At 67.8% G+C, this 18,248-nt stretch carries 17 protein-coding genes and 1 pseudogene; 8 read left to right on the plus strand and 10 right to left on the minus strand.

All coding sequences use genetic code 11. From position 1 onward, the window contains the following. The first annotated feature begins 34 nt into the window (after window positions 1-34). Together mdoH and Q0044_RS15585 are read left to right on the plus strand one after the other, a co-directional pair. On the plus strand, window positions 35-1,963 hold the full coding sequence (mdoH, locus tag Q0044_RS15580; RefSeq protein WP_298163380.1) for a glucans biosynthesis glucosyltransferase MdoH: 1,929 nt from the start codon (window positions 35-37) through the stop codon (window positions 1,961-1,963). Window positions 1,964-2,075: 112 nt separating this feature from the next. Then, a complete protein-coding gene (locus Q0044_RS15585) occupies window positions 2,076-2,504 on the plus strand; it encodes a protease inhibitor I42 family protein (protein ID WP_298163381.1) in 429 nt (142 codons plus the stop codon). Window positions 2,505-2,534: 30 nt separating this feature from the next. Here the strand turns inward: Q0044_RS15585 and Q0044_RS15590 are convergent. From Q0044_RS15590 to Q0044_RS15630, 9 genes and pseudogenes are all read right to left on the minus strand, one after another. Beyond that, a pseudogene (locus Q0044_RS15590) lies at window positions 2,535-2,786 on the minus strand (energy-dependent translational throttle protein EttA); the annotation flags it as partial. 12 nt (window positions 2,787-2,798) lie between these two features. Beyond that, window positions 2,799-4,211 carry a hypothetical protein gene (locus Q0044_RS15595; protein WP_298163382.1) on the minus strand — a complete coding sequence of 471 codons (1,413 nt, stop codon included), beginning with the start codon at window positions 4,209-4,211 and terminating at the stop codon, window positions 2,799-2,801. Window positions 4,212-4,506: 295 nt separating this feature from the next. Then, on the minus strand, window positions 4,507-6,174 hold the full coding sequence (gene ettA / locus Q0044_RS15600) for an energy-dependent translational throttle protein EttA (protein WP_298163383.1): 1,668 nt from the start codon (window positions 6,172-6,174) through the stop codon (window positions 4,507-4,509). A gap of 122 nt (window positions 6,175-6,296) precedes the next feature. Next, window positions 6,297-6,938 carry an NrsF family protein gene (locus Q0044_RS15605; RefSeq protein WP_298163384.1) on the minus strand — a complete coding sequence of 214 codons (642 nt, stop codon included), beginning with the start codon at window positions 6,936-6,938 and terminating at the stop codon, window positions 6,297-6,299. Continuing rightward, window positions 6,928-7,506, minus strand: coding sequence for a sigma-70 family RNA polymerase sigma factor (locus tag Q0044_RS15610; protein WP_298163385.1), 579 nt, complete (start codon window positions 7,504-7,506; stop codon window positions 6,928-6,930). The genes Q0044_RS15605 and Q0044_RS15610 overlap by 11 nt, the downstream gene beginning before the upstream one ends. Before the next feature lie 46 nt (window positions 7,507-7,552). Beyond that, window positions 7,553-8,356 (minus strand): SDR family NAD(P)-dependent oxidoreductase, encoded by an 804-nt coding sequence (locus tag Q0044_RS15615; protein ID WP_298163386.1) that lies wholly within the window; start codon window positions 8,354-8,356, stop codon window positions 7,553-7,555. After that, the gene (locus Q0044_RS15620; protein WP_298163387.1) at window positions 8,349-8,960 is read right to left on the minus strand and encodes a TIGR02466 family protein; all 612 of its coding nucleotides are present in this window, start codon (window positions 8,958-8,960) and stop codon (window positions 8,349-8,351) included. The genes Q0044_RS15615 and Q0044_RS15620 overlap by 8 nt, the downstream gene beginning before the upstream one ends. An 11-nt stretch (window positions 8,961-8,971) precedes the next feature. Further along, window positions 8,972-10,237 (minus strand): metal-dependent hydrolase family protein, encoded by a 1,266-nt coding sequence (locus Q0044_RS15625; protein ID WP_298163388.1) that lies wholly within the window; start codon window positions 10,235-10,237, stop codon window positions 8,972-8,974. 39 nt (window positions 10,238-10,276) lie between these two features. Then, on the minus strand, window positions 10,277-10,936 hold the full coding sequence (locus Q0044_RS15630) for a tRNA1(Val) (adenine(37)-N6)-methyltransferase (RefSeq protein WP_298163389.1): 660 nt from the start codon (window positions 10,934-10,936) through the stop codon (window positions 10,277-10,279). A 270-nt stretch (window positions 10,937-11,206) separates the two neighbouring features. On the opposite strand from Q0044_RS15630, the gene Q0044_RS15635 reads away from it, so the two are divergent. Next, window positions 11,207-12,190 carry a polyprenyl synthetase family protein gene (locus Q0044_RS15635; protein WP_366941135.1) on the plus strand — a complete coding sequence of 328 codons (984 nt, stop codon included), beginning with the start codon at window positions 11,207-11,209 and terminating at the stop codon, window positions 12,188-12,190. Here Q0044_RS15635 and Q0044_RS15640 read toward each other — a convergent pair. Further along, the gene (locus tag Q0044_RS15640) at window positions 12,187-13,392 is read right to left on the minus strand and encodes a pyridoxal phosphate-dependent aminotransferase (RefSeq protein WP_298163391.1); all 1,206 of its coding nucleotides are present in this window, start codon (window positions 13,390-13,392) and stop codon (window positions 12,187-12,189) included. The genes Q0044_RS15635 and Q0044_RS15640 overlap by 4 nt on opposite strands. 140 nt (window positions 13,393-13,532) lie before the next feature. On the opposite strand from Q0044_RS15640, the gene Q0044_RS15645 reads away from it, so the two are divergent. The 5 genes from Q0044_RS15645 to Q0044_RS15665 all read left to right on the plus strand — a co-directional run bounded on the left by Q0044_RS15645 (window position 13,533) and on the right by Q0044_RS15665 (window position 18,205). Continuing rightward, the gene (locus tag Q0044_RS15645) at window positions 13,533-14,537 is read left to right on the plus strand and encodes a hypothetical protein (protein WP_298163392.1); all 1,005 of its coding nucleotides are present in this window, start codon (window positions 13,533-13,535) and stop codon (window positions 14,535-14,537) included. Window positions 14,538-14,541: 4 nt separating this feature from the next. After that, complete coding sequence (locus Q0044_RS15650; protein ID WP_298163393.1) at window positions 14,542-15,261, plus strand: TVP38/TMEM64 family protein; 720 nt, start codon at window positions 14,542-14,544, stop codon at window positions 15,259-15,261. 244 nt (window positions 15,262-15,505) lie between these two features. Then, a complete protein-coding gene (locus tag Q0044_RS15655) occupies window positions 15,506-16,546 on the plus strand; it encodes a rod shape-determining protein (protein ID WP_013269710.1) in 1,041 nt (346 codons plus the stop codon). A 202-nt stretch (window positions 16,547-16,748) separates the two neighbouring features. Next, a complete protein-coding gene (gene mreC / locus Q0044_RS15660) occupies window positions 16,749-17,690 on the plus strand; it encodes a rod shape-determining protein MreC (protein WP_524536188.1) in 942 nt (313 codons plus the stop codon). After that, window positions 17,687-18,205, plus strand: a complete 519-nt coding sequence (locus Q0044_RS15665; RefSeq protein ID WP_298163396.1) for a hypothetical protein — start codon at window positions 17,687-17,689, stop codon at window positions 18,203-18,205. Before mreC ends, Q0044_RS15665 begins: the two co-directional genes overlap by 4 nt. Window positions 18,206-18,248: the final 43 nt, after the last annotated feature.

The raw sequence follows: 18,248 nt of genomic DNA on the forward strand, positions 1-18,248 counted from the left end.
GAACTCTGACCGCGCGCGCCAAGGGGAATAATGCATGAGCGGCCACGCCTCGACCGCACGGGTCTATGACCTCGACGGTCAAGTCCAGATCGTTTCGGCCTATGCCGGCGCCACCCCCTGGCTGCCGGAACAATCCCCGCTGGCCATGCCGCGCCAGACCTTCAACGACGCCTCCCGCCAGGTCACGGACCGGCTGGCGTCGCGTCCCGATGGCCTGCTGACCCGTCGTTTCATCGTGTTCGGCGCGACCCTGGCGGTCGCTCTGCTGGCCATGATCGCGCCGGTGATCCTGTGCGCCCGCGAAGGCTTCCAGCCGCTCGAGATCGTCGCCCTGACCCTGTTCGCGGTCCTGATCTCGGCGATCGCCTGCTGGTTCTGCTCGACCTTCGCCGGCCTGATCGTGCTGCTGACAGGCCGCGAGCAGGACGACATGGACTTCGCCCCCTATCCGCCGCTGCCGACCCGCCGCACCGCACTCCTGATGCCGCTCTACAACGAGGACGCCGGCGAGGCCCTGGGCCGTCTGGCTGCGATCGACGCCTCGCTCGCGCGTCTCGGCGCCTCGGACGCCTTCGACCTGTTCGTGCTCAGCGACTCGACGAAGGACGAGGCCGCCGCCGCCGAAGTGTCGGCCTGCGCGGCGCTCCGGGCCCACGCGGGCAGCAAGCTCTACTACCGCCGCCGTAGCGAGAACATCGAGCGCAAGGCCGGAAACATCGCCGACTGGACCCGCACGTTCGGTGGCACCTACGAATTCATGATCGTGCTGGACGCTGACTCGACCATGGCCGGCGAGACGGTTCTGCGCCTCGTCGACGCCATGGAGCGCAATCCGGGCGTCGGCCTGATCCAGACCGCCCCGACCATCATCAAGTCCCAGACCCTGTTCGCCCGCCTGTCGCAGTTCGGCGTGCGCCTGTACGGCCGCGTCGCCGCCGCCGGCCTGGCCTGGTGGGCCGGTTCGGAAGCCAGCTACTGGGGCCACAACGCCATCCTGCGCACCCGCGCCTTCGCCGACTGCGCGGGCCTGCCGGAACTCGAGGGCCGCAAGCCGTTCGGCGGCCATATCATGAGCCACGACGTCGTCGAGGCCGCCCTGATGCGTCGCGCCGGCTGGGCGGTCCACGTCACCGCCGCCCTGGACGGCAGCTGTGAAGAGACGCCGCCGACCCTGACCGACTTCATCCGCCGCGATCACCGCTGGTGCCAGGGCAACCTGCAGCATCTCGCCCTGATCGGCGCCAAGGGCCTGAACCCGATCAGCCGCCTGCAGCTGGCGATGGGCTGCATGGCCTATCTGTCGTCGCCGCTGTGGCTGGCCTCCCTGATGGTCGGCATGGCCATGCAACTGCAGAGCCCGGTCGACTGGACCTCCTTCTTCTACATCCTGAACCCCAAGCTTTCGCCCTTCATGCTGGCTTCCCTGCTGGGCGGCGTGATGCTGATGGGTCCCAAGCTGATGGGCTTCGTCCTGGTCCTGACCCGTCCGGGTGAGCGCCGGGCCTTCGGCGGCGCGCGTCAGATCATCAAGGGCATGACCCTCGAGATCGCCCTGTCCGCCGCCCTGGCCCCCATCCTGATGGTCGCCAACACCCGGGCCGTCATCCAGATCTTCAGCGGCCATGACGCCGGCTGGGCCACCCAGCAGCGCAGCGCGGACGGCCTGAGCTGGAAGGACGCCTTCGCCGCCATGCGCTGGCAGATGGCTACGGGCGTGATGTTCGCCCTCGGCCTGTTCATCCGGCCCGACCTGGCGACCTGGTTCGCTCCGATCGTCCTGCCCCTGCTGTTCGCCGCCCCGATCGCTGTCTTCACCTCGCGTCGTCGCACCGGTGAAGCCTTCGCCCGCAAAGGCTGGCTGGTCACGCCGGACGAGGATGGCGTCGCCGTGTCGCCGGCGGTGCTCTTCCCGGCCGGTCGCCCCGTGGTCGAAGGCGCCGCTCCGGTCTGGGCGCGCCGCTAGGACGGTCGCGCCTGGAGACAGCCACGGCGCCCGTCAGTCAGGTGTCGTCTGGTTGACTTATCGATCCCCGACGGTGTGATGGCTGTGCGCGCTTCCGCGCCGAGACACGCCCATGATCGCCGCACGGATCGTTTCCATCGCCTCGCTGATTGTTCTTTGCGCCTGCGCGGCCCCGGCTGACCAAACGCCCTCGCCTGCGAGCGGCGAGGCGGCGGGCGGGGAGGTGCAGGGCCTACGCGACGGGCGCACGACCCTGGCGGTCGGACAGACCTTGCTGATCAGCCTGCCGAGCAACGCCACCACCGGCTACGCCTGGACCCTGTCGGGATCGAACAGCGAGGTCCTGAAACCCGGCACGCCGTTCGGCCAGGAGGTCATCGACGCGCATGCACCGGGCATGGTCGGAGTCGGCGGAAACACCTTATGGCGCTTCCTCGCCGGGCAGCCGGGCACGGTCCGTCTTTCCTTGGCCTACCGCCGGGCCTGGGAGACGAATACCCGCCCCGCCGAGACCGCGACCTATACGATCGTCGTGCGCTGAAGCCGGCCCCGGGGGGGGGCGGACCTTTTCCTAGCGCCCGAACTTCTGGAATTTGATCCGGTGCGGGATCAGGGCGTCAGTGCCGAGGAGGCGCTTCCTGTCCTCTTCGCAGGCTTCGAAATTGCCCTCTAACCATTCGACGTGGCTGTCGCCCTCGAAGGCCAGGATGTGGGCGGCCAGACGGTCAAGGAACCAGCGGTCGTGGGAGATGACCACGGCGCAGCCCGCGAACTCTTCCTGCGCCTCTTCCAGGTTCTGGAGCGTCTCGATGTCCAGGTCGTCACCAGCGTCGATCTAGCTGAAGACCCAGTCCAGGGATAGGCGGCAGCCGGTGTCTTCCAGCCCGGCAAGGGCGACGTCGGGGTGATCGTCGACAGACGGCCACGATTCAGCAGGTTCGCCTTCCGGAGCGTACAGGCGGTTGAGTTCGATGATGCGTCCGTCAGAAAAACGGATGGTCTCGATACCGGTCAGGAAGTCGACCCCGTCCAGACCTTTCAGAATGAAAGAGTTGCCGGACACCAGAAGCCGATAGTTGCCGGGGGTGCCCTGAACCAGAAAGACATCATCGCCGTGGCCACCGTCGATGAAGTCATTACCGGGGCCGCCACGAATCTGGTCATTGCCGTCACCGCCCAGGATCGTGTCATTCCCGCTGCCGCCGGACAGAATGTCGGCACCCGCGCCACCGGTGATCCAGTCGTCACTTGTCAGTCCATCGAGGGTGTCCCCGCCCGTGGTTCCGGTTAGCGCACCGATGCCTGGCGTGCCGGGGTCCGCGCGTGCGAAGGCCTGCGACAGGAGGGGTTCGGACGCGAGCAGGCCAGCGGGATCGCCCAACATGGCACGGGCGGCAGCATCACCCTGCAATTCACCATCCAGAAATCGGTCGATCAGACGGGTGATCGAGGCCGTGATGCCGGGAATGGAGGTGTTGCCACCGATGTCACCGTGTGAGGCGTCCCGATAGACCACGGCATAGTTGCCGCGGCCATCGCCATTGCGGAACGGATCCAGCCGCCCATGCCAGTCGACGAAGCCACCGGGCTCTTCATCCTCGGTCCCGGTGATCGTCAACAGGGGAATGGCGATTCTGTCCCAGGATGTGGGCGTCAGATCCGCCCAACTGCTGTCCTCGCCCTGGGGGGATAACAGGATGGCGGCCCTGAAGCGCGGATCGGCCACGCTGGTCAGGCCATAGGGATTGCCGGGCGGGGCGTCATAGCCGGGTCGGTCGGGCCGCAGACCGGCGATCAATCCGGCGGTAAAGGCCCCATGGCTGTGGCCCGCGACAGCAGGCGCGGTCAGGTCCGCCGTATAGCCAGGAAACCCGGCCGTCAGGGTCGCGGCCTGATCCAGGGCGAACTGGATGTCGGCAGCGCGGTGCAGGCCCGAGGCGTCGTTGTTGGGCGAAAACTGGGAGGTCAGCCAGGCGGGATAGTTGGCCCCGCTGTCCAGATGGTTGGGGACAATGACGATATAGCCCAGATCCGCCAGGGCCTGGGCGGTCAGCCCTGTGCCGCCGTTCGGCGAACTGCTGCCCCCATGTCCGTGGCTGTAGACAATGACCGGCCAGGTCCCGGGCCGGTCGGGCGCAAAGACCGTCAGCACCAGATCGCGCGGCGCGGTGACCGTGGCACCCCCGGCGTTCACATAGGTGACGAAATGGTCGTTGTCGCGGAGCGTGATGGTTCTGGAGACGGGCACGGCTTTGCTCCTCTGGACTCAGCGTTCAACGCCGCCGACCGGTCAGTCCGTCGCAACAGTATGTGCCATGTGCCTATCCTTTGGCGAGGTCATCGCGCCCCGAGTCTCCCGAACCCGATCCGGCTCCAGAACGCGATGAAAGCCGAGGATGGACTTCTCGCGCTGGCCTGCGCCAGCCAACCCAGCACATCGGCCACGTTCATTCGGACACCGCGCAAGCAAGGTTTTCCGATGCGCTGCCGGGTTCGATAGTGATGCAGGACAGGAGTTCATCGCTCATGTCCCGCCACCAATATCAGCGTCCGAACTTCTGGAACTTGATCCGGTGCGGGATCAGGGCGTCGGTGCCGAGGCGGCGCTTCTTGTCCTCTTCGTAGGCTTCGAAATTGCCCTCGAACCATTCGACGTGGCTGTCGCCCTCGAAGGCCAGGATGTGGGTCGCCAGACGGTCCAGGAACCAGCGGTCGTGGGAGATGACCACGGCGCAGCCCGCGAACTCCTCCAGGGCCTCCTCGAGGTTCTGCAGCGTCTCGATGTCCAGGTCGTTGGTCGGTTCGTCGAGCAGGATCAGGTTGCCGCCGGTGGCCAGGGTCTTGGCCAGGTGGACGCGGTTGCGCTCACCGCCCGACAGCTGTCCGACCTTCTTCTGCTGGTCGCCGCCCTTGAAGTTGAAGGAGCCGACATAGGCGCGGGTGTTGATCTCGCGCTTGCCGACCATCATCACGTCGGTGCCGCCCGAGATTTCTTCCCAGATGGTCTTGTTGGGGTCGAGGGCGTCGCGCGACTGGTCGACATAGGCCAGCTTGACCGTCTCCCCGACCTTGATCGTGCCGCCGTCGGGCGTCTCCTGGCCGGTGATCAGCTTGAACATGGTCGACTTGCCGGCGCCGTTCGGGCCGATGACGCCGACGATGCCGTTGGGCGGCAGCTTGAAGGTCAGGTTGTCGAACAGCAGCTTGTCGCCATAGGACTTCTGCAGCCCCTCGACCTCCAGTACGACATTGCCGAGACGCGGCCCGGGCGGGATCTGGATGTGGGCGTGGGTCTGGGCGCCGCGCAGGTTCTCCTGCTCGGTGACCATCCGCTCATAGGCGGCCAGACGGGCCTTGGACTTGGCCTGACGGGCCTTGGCGCCGGAGCGCACCCATTCCAGTTCGCGGGTCAGGGCACGCTGGCGAGCCTCGGATTCCGAGTTCTCCTGCACCACCCGCTTCTGCTTCTGCTCCAGCCAGCTGGAGTAGTTGCCCTCGTAGGGGATGCCCTTGCCGCGATCGAGCTCCAGCGTCCACTTGGTCACGAGGTCGAGGAAGTAGCGGTCGTGGGTCACCAGAATGACGCAGCCGGGGAAGGCTTCGAGGTGGTGCTGCAGCCAGGCGACAGACTCGGCATCGAGGTGGTTGGTCGGTTCGTCGAGCAGCAGCATGTCCGGTTTTGACAGCAGCAGCCGGGCCAGGGCCACGCGCCGCTTCTCACCGCCGGACAGGTTGGTCACCGCCCAGTCGTCGGGCGGGCAGCGCAGGGCGTCCATGGCCATCTCGATGCGGCTGTCGATGTCCCAGACGTCGCCGGCGTCGATCTTCTCCTGGAGGGCGGTCATCTCCTCCATCAGCTCGTCGGAGTAGTTCTCGGCCATCTCCATGGCGATGGCGTTGAAGCGGTTGACCCACTGCTTCTCCTCGCACCAGGCCTCGACGTTCTCGCGAACGTTCAGGCTGTCATCGAGGTGGGGCTCCTGTTCCAGGTAGCCGCGCTTGACCCCGTCGGCGGCCTTGGCTTCCCCGGTGAACTCCGGGTCGATGCCCGCCATGATCTTCAGCAGGGTCGACTTGCCCGAGCCGTTGACGCCGACGACGCCGATCTTGGCGTCGTTGTAGAAGCTCAGCCAGATGTTCTCGAAGATCTTCTTGCCGCCGGGAAAGGCCTTGGTCAGGCCCTGCATCTGGAAAATATATTGCTGCGCCATGAGGTGCGGTGCGCCCTGTCGTTCAATCGAATGGGGAGGTAGGCGCGGGATGTAGCGACCGCCGCGCCGAAGGGCAAACGACTAGCGGTCGGGCGGGGCGGATTGATGGCGGACCGGCGGTCCTACCAGCGGAACACGAACCGTCCAGCGACTGCACCAAGGCCGGTCGCCAGCCCCATGCCGAGCGAATACCAGACGGCGACGAACGGCGCGGTGTGTTCAGGGCAGTGCAGTCCGTACAGGGTCGTGGCCAGCCCGGCGGTGAGAAGCCCTGCGGCGGCACCCGCCATCCCGGGCCGCGTCGGCGCGAAGGCGCGGCCAGCCCAGAAGACGAACGGCGCGGCAAGGGCGCTGAGCAGCAGGATGTTGGGGGCGCAGGCCCTGGCGCTGTCGCCCATCAGGGCGGGCATCCGCTCCGGCATGGGCATGGTGACCAGCTCGTAGACCGCCAGAGCCCCGGCAGCCATCAGCAGGGCGGCAAGAACCAGCAGGGGGGCCTTGGCACTGGCGCCCGGGCGGCCCAGGCGCGCCAGCAGCCAGAAGGCGGTGACGGCAAGAGACCCTGTATAGGCCGCCTTGGCCCAGAAGGTCGGGCCGATCATGGCCGTGGCCAGGTCGCTGCGGAAACCCAGCCACAGACCGACGCCGGCCAGCACGGCCAGGGCGGCGGGCACCATCCACAGCAGGATGTGGCGCTCGATCTGGCGGCTGCCGGAGGGTGGCAGGTCGACGGCCAGGGCGTCGATCAGGTCTTCAGTCTTCATCGGTGGGGGTCCCGGCTGTCTCAGCCATGCCGGCATTGGGGGCGTAGCGGGCGTTCAGCGATTTCAGGGAGCGGTGGATGGAGACCTTGGCGGCGGTCAGCGTATAGCCGTGATTGGCGGCTGCCTCGGCGACGGTCAGGCCCTTCAGGCGGACGTCCTCGATCAGGCGGCGCTGGCGGGCGGGCAACAGGGCGAGACAGCGGGAGAGGTCGGCGCTCGTGGCCCCGTCTTCCACCGTGTGGTCGGCGAACAACTCGGCGGCCTCCTCCAGGGGGTGGGTCGGACGGCGGCCGCGACGGCGCAGATGGTCGATCAGCTTGTGGCGCGCGATCGCGTACGCCCAGCCCGTGAAAGGCTGATGTCGGTCCCAGGTGGTCCGCTTGGCATGGATGGCGATCAGGGTTTCCTGCACCAGGTCCTCGGCATCCGCCCCCCCGTCGAACAGCCGACGGGCGAAGAACGGTCGCAGATGCGCGCCCAGATCGGTCAGCAGCACGCGCCAAGCCCCTGCGTCGCCCTCGAGGCCACGAAGCATGAGAGACTGAAGATGCGCTTCGCGGTCGGTCACGGTCTCCCGGGGGTTCGTGCGGGACGCGGGGAAGGTTACATCGACCTCAGAGCATGTAACCGCCGTCCACGACAAGCGCAGAGCCGGTCATCGAACGGGCGGCCGGCGAGAGCAGGAAGGCGATCTGACCTGCGATCTCGTCGGGCTTCGCATAGTGGCCGAGCGGTGTCGCGAAACCGGCCATCCGGTCGAAGGCGGCCTGCTCCGAGCCGGCTTCAGTGACCAACTCGTTGAATGCCGGAACGCCCTGCCAGATCGGCGTTTCGACGCCGCCGGGCAGGATGGCATTGATCCGGATTCCGCGGGCTGCACCCTCTTTGGCCGCGACGCGGGCCAGTTGCAGACCAGCGGCCTTGGACGCGCCATAGGCGGCCGTGCCGGGCTCCGCCTTCACGGCAGAGGCCGACGAGACCACCACGGCCGCTCCGCCATCCCGAAGCAGGCGCATGGCGGTTCTCAGGGTCAGAAACGTGCCGTCGAGGTTGACGGACACGACCGATCGCCAGGCCTCAAGCGAAAGGCCGGCGATCGATCCCGCGTCAGAAACGCCGGCGTTGATCACCACGGTGTCCAGCCCGCCCCAGTGATGAGTGACGCCGTGCTCGATGCCATCCCAGCCCTCTTCGCTGAGAATGTCCTGGTGGCAGAGGTAGAGGGCGACGCCATAGGCCTGCTCAAGTTCGTCGCCAAGCGCGCGAAGCGCGCCGCCGTTGCGATCGACGAGCACCAATGCCTTGGCGCCGTCCGTGGCGAGGCGTCTGGCCGTTGCGGCCCCGATGCCGGAGGCGGCTCCGGTGACGAGGCAGACACCGGGATAGGTCGCGCGCGGGGCGGGATCGGCGTCAGGCATAGTTGAAGCTGATCGAGATGCGGTCGGATTTCGCGGCGTTCATCGGCACCTCGTGCCGCAGCCAGCTTTCCCACATCAGCACCGTCCCGGCCTGTGGCGCCAGATAGACGAACGGCTGTTCGGATTCCGGGGCGTCGGGATCGACCGAGGGCCTGGCCATCATCATCGGCAGGCGAGGGTCCTCGAGCTTCAGGGCGGAGGCGCCGTCCGGAACCTCGACATAGACGGTGCCCGACAGGAAGGCGTGCGGGTGGATGTGGCCGGAATGGGCCCCGCCGGGCTTGAGGATGTTGACCCACATGGTGTCGAGGCGGGGCTTTCTCGCGAGGTCGAAGTTGAGCGCGCGGGCGTAGGCGAGGGCATGGCGGTCCAGATGCTTCTTGAGTTCTGCGAACTCCGGCAGGCGCTGGGGCAGGTCGTTCAGTGAGCCGTAGGAGGTGTAGCCGCGATAGCCGTGAGCCTTGCACCAGGCGCGCCCGGCGCCGTCTTCGACCGCGAGCATGCGGCAGGCCTCGGCCAGTTCGGCGTTGAAGCCGTCGAAGCCGGTGACGGCGGCGAGCGAGGCCTCATAGACCTGGGTGACGAAGAGGGGGCGCAGGGACATGGGGCAGGCCTCTAGCGCGCCGGGACCGTCTCGTCGCGCGCGATCTGGCCGTCCTTGATCACCAGACGTACCGCGCGCACGGCCGAGATGTCCGCCGTCGGGTCGCCCGCGACGGCCACGAGGTCGGCCAGCAGGCCCGCCCGGACAGCGCCCCGGTCGGCCAGGTCGAAGATGGCGGCATTGCCCGAGGTGGCGGCGATCAGGACCTCGGCGGCCGGCATGCCCTGACCGGCCATCAGCTCCATCTCCAGGGCATTGTTCCCGTGGGCATAGACCCCGACATCGCCGCCCATGCAGATTTCGACCCCGGCCGCGCGGGCGGCGGCGAAGGCGGCGCGCTTGGTCAGGACGTTCTGCGGCGCCGGCTCGGACCCGCTCCAGCCGCGGTAGCGCGTGATCTGGTCGGTGGCGGCGAGGGTGGGGCACAGGGCCACGCCATGTTCCGCCATCAGGCGGAAGATTTCCGGGGTTCCGGCGTCCCCGTGCTCGAGCGTATCCGCCCCCGCCAGGATGGCGCGGCGCATGCCCTCGATCGTGCCGGCGTGGACGGCGACCTGGCGTCCGGCAGAATGGGCAGCTTCGACGGCCTCGGTCAGTTCGGCCTGGGAGAAGGTCGGACGGCTCGGTTCGCCGGGACCCCAGCGGTAGTCGGCATAGAGTTTCACCAGATCGGCGCCGGCTCCGATCTGGCTGCGCACGACGCGGACCAGGTCGTCGCCATCCGCCTCCTCGGCGCCCAGGGGAACCTCGACGCCGGGTTCGAAGCCTTTCGGACCGTAGGCGCCCGTCGCCACGATGGCGCGGCTGGCGATCAGCATGCGCGGGCCGGGGACGATGCCTTCATTGATGGCCCGACGCAGACCTGCGTCGGCATACCCGGCCCCCTCCGTGCCGAGATCCCGGACGGTGGTGAAGCCCGCCATAAGGGTGGCGCGGGCGTGGTTGACGGCACGGGCGGTGCGCAGGGCCAGTGGCTCGTGCAGGACCTGATCGTCCCAGCTGGTCTCGTTGTAAGGGTGCAGGAACAGGTGCGAATGGCCCTCGATCATGCCGGGCATCAGGGTCTGGCCGGGCAGGTCGATAACGCGGGCGTCGGCGGGCGCCTGGATGTCCGGACCGGCTGCCTCGATCCGGTTTCCGCGCACCAGCACCGACCAGCCCGTGTGAGGCTGCGGATCGACGCCGTCGAAGACCCGGTCGGGGCGGAGCAGCAACGCCTCCTGGGCCTGGGCGGGCAGGACGAACAACAGGGAGGCGAGGATGAGGATCAGGCGCATGCCGCACTCAATCGCGAGCGAGGCCTGGCGGCAAGCCGATCACCAGCCGAGATCGACTTCGCCCCTCAGGATCGCTTCGGCTTCGGGCGTGTGCTTCGCTCCCGACCGGTCATGCAGAACCAGCGCCGGCAACAGTCGAAGCGGCGCCTTTCCCGACCGGATCGCATGAACCAGAACCCGCCTGGCCGGTTGGTCGGCATAGGGCTGGACCGGCCGTATCGCGAACGATCCGCACTTCCCGGCCAGCAACCCCAGCAGGTCCGCCAGCCGGTCGGCGCGATGGATGATGACGATCCGCCCGCCGTCGCGAACGCCGTCGCTCAGGAACTTCACCCAGACGGCCAGGCCGTCGTCGGCGATCCAGGCGCCGCGCTTGGCCGGCGCCGGCGCCCGCAGCGCGGACTCGTCGTCGAAGAAGGGCGGATTGGAGACGGCCCAGTCGAAGCGGGGTCGATCCAGGGCGGCGAATCCCCCCGCGATGTCTCCGTGGATCACCTCCATTCGGTCTGTCAGACCGTTAAGGGCGGCGTTCTTGACGGCGAGTCCGGAGGCGACCGCATCGCGCTCAATGCCCAGGAGGGAAACGCCGGACCGCCGCGCCGCGATCTGGGTCAGCACGCCCCCGACGCCGCACCCCGCCTCCAGCACGCGTTCGTCCGGTTTGGCCGGCACGGCCGCAGCCAGCAGGGCGGCATCCATGCCCGCGCGATAGCCGTCCGAAGGCTGAATGAGCGTAACCTTTCCACTTAACAGTGAATTGGTCCCGGGCGGTGGCAAGGTTGCGACGGTCACGCGGCTTGACCCTTCATGGCGCGGTCACCATTGTCCGCCCGAGCGCGACGCCGCAAGCCGCCGCGACGCCTGTGCGATGCGATCTCCCCCGCGCATCGTGGTTTTTGAGAGAGTTTTCCGTTGGATGCCGTCACTCTGACCGCTCCCCGCGCCAAGGCCCCCCGGGCCCAGGGCGACGTGGAGGCCCTGGCCGCACTGGCCCGGGTCGATATGGCTGCGGTCGATGCGCTGATTATCAACCGCATGCAGTCCCCCGTGCCGGTCATTCCCCTGCTGGCCGAACACATTATCGCGGCGGGCGGAAAGCGGCTGCGTCCGCTGCTGACCATCGCAGCCGCCCGCGCCGCGACGGCCGCCATGCCGGACGTCGATCTGGCCAACCCGGTGAAGCTGGCCGCCTCGGTCGAGTTCATCCACACCGCCACCCTGTTGCACGACGATGTCGTGGACGGGTCGGAGCGTCGGCGGGGCAAGGTTGCGGCCCACCTGATCTGGGGATCCGCCACCAGCGTCCTGGTCGGCGACTTCCTGTTCGCCCGCGCCTTCGAACTGATGGTCGAGACCGGACAGCTCCGTGCGCTCGGCATCCTGGCCCAGGCCTCCAGCGTGATCGCCCAGGGCGAGGTGCTGCAGCTGACCCGCGCCCATGACCTGAACCTGGATCAGGAAACCTATCTGCGGATCATCTCGGCCAAGACCGCAGAACTGTTCGCCGCCGCCGCCGAGGCCGGTGCGGTCGGCATCGGGGCGGATGAGAAGACCACGTCCGCCGTACGGTCCTTCGGCCTCAATCTGGGCCTGGCCTTCCAGCTGGCCGACGACGCCCTCGACTACGGCGGCTCGTCCGAGGCCCTCGGCAAGAACGCCGGCGATGATTTCCGCGAGGGCAAGGCGACCCTGCCGTTGCTGCTGGCCGTGGCCCGCACGCGCGGACGCGAGGACGCCTTCTGGGAGCGGACCATCAACAAGGGCGAGCGGACGGAAGACGACTTCCGCCGGGCCCGTGAATTGGTCATCGGCACGGGCGCCTTGGCCTCGACGCTGGACGCCGCCGACGAATACGCCGACGCGGCCAAGGCGGCGCTGGCCGTCCTGCCCGCCGGCCTCTGGCGCGACGCGCTGGAAGGCCTGGCGGACTTCGCGGTGAGCCGCGCGGCCTAGCGCAGCGAGGCGGTGAACCTCTGAATGCGGCTGCAGGCCTCTTCCAGCACCGACTCCGACGTGGCGTAGCTGATGCGGAAATAGGGGCTTAGGCCGAAGGCCTCGCCGTGCACCACGGCCACGCCCTCGGCTTCCAGCAGGGCCGAGGCGAAGGTTTCGTCGCTGTCGATGATCACGCCGCCCTCGGTCGCCTTGCCGATCAGGCCCTCGATCGAGGGATAGACATAGAAGGCGCCCTCCGGGTTGGGGCAGCGAATTCCGGTCGCCTGGTTCAGCATCGACACGACCAGGTCGCGGCGGCGTTCGAACGCCTGACCGCGCTCGGCGATGAAGTCCTGCGGCCCGTTCAGGGCCTCGACAGCGGCCGCCTGGCTGATGGAGGAGGGGTTGGACGTCGTCTGGCTGGCCACCTTGCGCATCAGGTCGATCAGGGGCTTGGGACCGCCCGCATAGCCGATCCGCCAGCCGGTCATGGCATAGGCCTTGGACACGCCGTTGACCGTCAGGGTGCGGTCGTAGAGGTCCGGAGCGATCTGGGCGATCGTCGTGTATTCGAACTCGCCGTAGGTCAGGTGCTCGTACATGTCGTCGGTCAGGACCCAGACGTGCGGATGGCGACGCAGAACGTCGGCCAGGGCGCTCAGCTCGGCCCGGGTGTAGGCGGCGCCGGTCGGGTTGGACGGCGAGTTGAGGATCAGCCACTTGGTCCGGGGCGTGATCGCGGCCTCCAGCACCTCGGGCCGCAGCTTGAAGCCGTCCGACTCCTCGCCCGTGACGAACACGGGCTCGCCGCCTGCCAGAAGGACCATGTCGGGATAGGAGACCCAGTAGGGGGCCGGCACGATGACCTCGTCGCCGGCGTTCAGGGTGGCGACGAAGGCGTTGTAGATCACCGGCTTGCCGCCCGAGGCGACGTGGATCTGGGCCGCCGTGTAGGTCAGGCCGTTCTCGCGCGCGAACTTGGCGACGATCGCCGCCTTAAGCTCAGGCGTGCCGTCGACGTCGGTGTATTTGGTCTCGCCGCGCTGGATGGCGGCGATGGCGGCGGCCTTGATGTTGTCAGGGGTGTCGAAGTCCGGCTCGCCGGCGCCCAGGCCGATGATGTCGCGACCGGCGCGCTTGAGCTCACGGGCCTTGGCGGTGACCGCGAGGGTGGCGGACGGCTGGACGCGGGCGAGGGCGGCGGATTGCAGTTGCGACATGGGCGAGTCTCGTTCGGGGGGAGACAGGCTGTTTACGGGCGGGGCGTCACGCGTGCAAATGGAGCCGTCGGCAAAATCTTCTATGGAGTTGCGTCATGCTGATCGCCTTGCTGAGCGCCACTCTTCTCGCTGCCCAGACCGTGTCGGACCGGACCTGTCTGGACGACAACAACCGCGACATCTGCGCACCTGCGATGCGCGCCGAATTGTTGGCGAACCTTGGCATGGTAACGGCGGAGGAAGACGCCGCAGCGGGCGTTGAATCGTATCGGGTCTTTTTCGTCGACGGCTACGGCCGGGACATGCCTGCCCTGGTGTTCGAGCGCAGACCCGGCGGTGGGCCTATGTCGGTGGTCTACGGCTCCGGCGGCGCGCGTCTGGAAGCACCGGTCAGCCCCGCCATCTGGGACGAGGTGATAGCCCGGGCCGAATTCGCCGACCGCCGGCTGGTTGAACCCACGTCTGCCTCGACGCCCAACAGTGCGCCGGCCATCTGCCTGCATGCATGGAATTCGACGGTGGAGATGACCAACAGCCCAGTCACCCGATGGCAATCCGAACCGGTCAGGCGTCGGACCGAGAGCGCCTGCGACGGGGCCCTGACCACGCGCTTCGCCTTCTTCGCGGCGGAGCAAACGTTGAAGGCTCAGCCGCATTGCCAGGGTCTCGACCTGGATCGGCAGAGAAACGTCGTCACCCTCATCGCGACCTGCATGGCGCTGAAAGGCGACCGGGTCGCGGCTGCGACGGTCTTCGACCAGATCCGCGACGGGCGGCCGAGGCCTGATCTGGATCCGCTGGATCGCTACGCCTGGCAAAATTACCTCGGGTCTAACGGCTCGCCCCGGCTCAACTGGGGCGGCGAGGTCGTCGCGACGCAGCAGGGGCGTGACATGAACGTCGCTGAATTCGTGATCGCCCGTCTGCGGGAGCATCCGAGCCTTCGCTTCTACCCCGCGACCTACGACGCGCTTGACGCTCGGCGCGTGGTGGTGACCGGCCAAGCTCGCTATTCCGAAGCGAATGCGGAGGGACAGGAGCAGGGCTTCTCGGCCGACTTCAGTCAGACTTGGATCTGGGACCCATCCCTTAGCGAATGGATGGTCTCCGAATGGACGGTCCAGCCCTTCGCGCCACGGCCCTGAAGCCATGAAACCCATCCTCGACTTCATCCTCAACATGGAGGGCCGGCGGTGGCGCACGGCGCTGGCGGCGGCGCTGTTGCTGGGCGCGACCGTGGGCCTGTTGGCGCTGGGCAAGAGCCAGTTCGGGCTGGCGGCAGAGGAAAACCTCGAGGGCTGGCTGCAGGGCTATCGCGGCAGTCCCTGGGCCTTCGCCGCGACGGTGGTCCTGTTCGTGGTCGCGGCCTTCATCGGCGCGCCGCAATTCATCCTGATCGCGGCCTGTGTCGTGGCCTTCGGGCCCTCGCTGGGCTTCATCTACAGCTGGGCGGCGACGGTGGCCTCGGCGGGCGTGACCTACTGGCTGGGCCGGGGACCGACGGCGCGGATGCTGGACCGGTTCGGCGGAGCCACGATGGACCGGCTGAAGCGGTTCGTCGGCAAGAACGCCTTCTACGCCAGCTTCATGATCCGCAACGTTCCGTCGGCACCCTTCATCGTCGTCAACATGGCCTTTGGCGCGACCCGCGCGTCCTTCCCGGCGTTTCTGGCCGGATGCGCCCTGGGCGTCCTGCCGAAGACGGCGCTGGTCGCCTTCTTCGGCGGGGCGGTTGTCGCGGCGGTCAGCGGCGACGGCGTCTGGACCTCGCTCATTCTGGCCGGTGTCGCTGTGGTCTGGATGGGTCTGATGCTGGGCGTGCGCGAGCTCGTCAGGCGTCGCGAACGGGCGGGCGGGGCGGCCGACTAACCTTCAGAGGTCGGACATCGCGGAAACCCAGGCGGGGCCGTCACCGGGTCGTGATCGGAAGCGGTCGTTCGGGAGGCGACGGGGCTTGTATTCGCCTGCCCATGCGGGCAAACGGGCCACGGCCGGTCAGGCGAGGACGATCAGGAAATCCGAGGCGTATGGGGATACGCGCCGGATGGGGCGTCGCCGAAACCGGTCGAACTGCAGCGCCTTGAAGGCCCCAACCGAACGGTATTCGACCCCCATGAGCTTCTCCCTCTTCGGCGCCATCTCGAACGACATCGCGATGGACCTCGGGACCGCCAACACCCTCATCTATATGAAGGGCAAGGGCATCGTTCTGAACGAACCGTCCGTGGTCGCCCTGCGCAACGTCGGTGGCCGGAAGATCGTGCACGCCGTGGGCATCGAGGCCAAGCAGATGCTGGGCCGCACCCCCGGTCACATGGAAGCCATTCGCCCGATGCGGGACGGGGTCATCGCCGACTTCGAAGTCGCCGAGGAGATGATCAAACACTTCATTCGCAAGGTTCATAATCGCAAGGGCTTCGTGAACCCCAAGATCATCGTCTGCGTGCCCTCGGGCGCCACGGCGGTCGAGCGTCGCGCGATCAACGATTCCTGCCTGAACGCCTCGGCCCGCCGCGTGGGCCTGATCGACGAGCCTATGGCCGCCGCGATCGGCGCCGGCCTGCCGATCCACGAGCCGACCGGCTCCATGGTCGTCGACATCGGCGGCGGCACGACCGAGGTCGCCGTTCTGTCCCTGTCGGGCATCGTCTATTCGCGGTCCGTCCGCGTCGGCGGCGACAAGATGGACGACTCCATCATCAGCTACATGCGCCGCAACCATAACCTGCTGATCGGCGAGACGACCGCCGAGCGCATCAAGAAGGACATCGGCACCGCCCGCATCCCGGCCGACGGTGAAGGCCTGTCGATCGAGGTCAAGGGCCGCGACCTGATGCAGGGCGTGCCCCGCGAGGTCCGTATCTCGGAACGCCAGGCTGCTGAAGCTCTCGCAGAACCCGTCTCGCAGATCATCGACGCGGTGAAGGTCGCCCTGGAGGCCACGCCTCCGGAACTGGCCGCCGACATCGCTGACAAGGGCATCATGCTGACGGGCGGCGGCGCCCTGTTGCGGGGCCTGGACGCCGAGATCCGCGATCACACGGGCCTGCCGGTCTCGGTCGCCGACGATCCGCTGTCCTGCGTCGCCATCGGTTGCGGCCGCGTTCTCGAGCATCCGCGCTGGATGAAGGGCGTCCTTGACTCGGCCCTCTAGGCCCGGGTTCGGGCGTTACCGCAAATCCTTGTGATTCCGGCGTAATCGCCGGTTTCAAACTGGCCCGGTTTTTGCGATAGGCTGCATACAGCGGCGGGTGGCGTCCCGCCGATTCTGACCTCTATTGGAAGGCTAGGCCGTGGCGTTTCGCGACGGACCGTTTGAGTCACTGAAAGTGCCGCTGGCGTGGACCGCCGCGGTTGTGACTGTGGTCGCCATCATCGCCTCGATCGTCATGATCCTGGCCGACCGCCGTCATGATGCCGAGGGCGACAGCTATGGCCCCGTTCGCGCTGGCTTCGACGCCGGCGCCGGTCCCGTGAACGGCCTTCTGGCCTGGCCCGTGCGCTGGGCCGGCAACGCGACCGACTATGTGAAGGGCTATTTCTTCGCCGTTTCGGAGAACCGCCGCCTGCGCGCCGAGCTGGAAGAGCTGCGGCCCTGGCGCGACCAGGCCATCGCCCTCAAGAACGTCAACGGTCGATACGAGGCCATGCTCGGCCTGCGGACGGAGCCACCCGTGGCCATGGCCACGGCGCGCTCGATCTCGGAATCGCGGGGCCCCTTCATCAACGCCCGGCTGCTCGACGCAGGAACGTCCAGGGGCGTCCGCATCGGCAATCCGGTGATCAACGAGGACGGTCTGGTCGGGCGGATCGTCGGCGCGACCGGCGGGGTCAGCCGGATGCTGCTTCTGACAGACGTGGCTTCGCGCACCCCGGTCCTGATCGACCGCACCGACGCCCGCGCCATGCTGACAGGCGACGGATCGGGCAATCCGCGGCTTGAGTTCGTGCGCGGCCAGGACGCGGTTCAGGCCGGCGACCGTATTCTGAGCTCCGGCGACGGCGGCGGCTTCCCGCGCGGCCTTCCCATCGGCGTGGCCGCGCGCGGCATCGACGGGTCCTGGCGGGTCAAGCTGTTCAGCGACCGGGGCGCGATCGACTACGTCCGGGTCATGCTGTTCCAGGACTTTGGTCAGCTCGTGACGCCCGACGCCCTGAACGCTCCGCCGCTCGCCGGTCTGGGCGCAGCGCCCGCTCCGACTGCCGAGGCCGCCGCGGCCATCGGCGACGCCGCTGCCCGGCGTGACCGCGCGGCTTCCGCCGCAACGCCCGGCGTGCAACCTGGACCCGCCGAGTGAGACGGGCCGTCGCCATGCGCGTGGTCGGGCCGACCCAGTGGGTCCTCTATCCCGCGTTCGTCGCTATCGCTCTGACCGTACTTCTGGCGACGCCGGTCGAACTGTTCGGCCTGAAGCTGCCCGAGCCTGTCCTGCCGCTGACCCTGGCCTTCGCCTGGCCGTTGATCCGTCCCTCGATGGTCGCCCCTGCCGTTCTGTTCGGCCTCGGCCTGTTCCTGGACATGTTCTGGGGAGGAACCCTGGGCCTCTGGCCGCTGTGCCTGTTGAGCGTCTACGGCGTCGTCCTCGCTTCGCGGAACTTGCTGGCCGGTCAGGAAACCCAGGTTCTTTTCGTCTGGTATGCCCTCTGCGTTCTGGCCGCCTTCATCGTGGCCTATCTTGTGGTCACACTGGATGCGGGCCGGGCGCCCAGCCTGCTGTCTCTCCTCGGACAGGTCGTACCGACCCTGCTTCTTTTCCCGGCGGCCGACTGGATGATCCAGCGGTTCGATGATGGCGACGTGCGGTTCCGATGATCCTACTCCGCCAAGGCTACGAAGGATTGATCCAGTCCTGCGA

The sequence above is a fragment of the Brevundimonas sp. genome (assembly GCF_027484365.1).
Lineage (GTDB): Bacteria > Pseudomonadota > Alphaproteobacteria > Caulobacterales > Caulobacteraceae > Brevundimonas.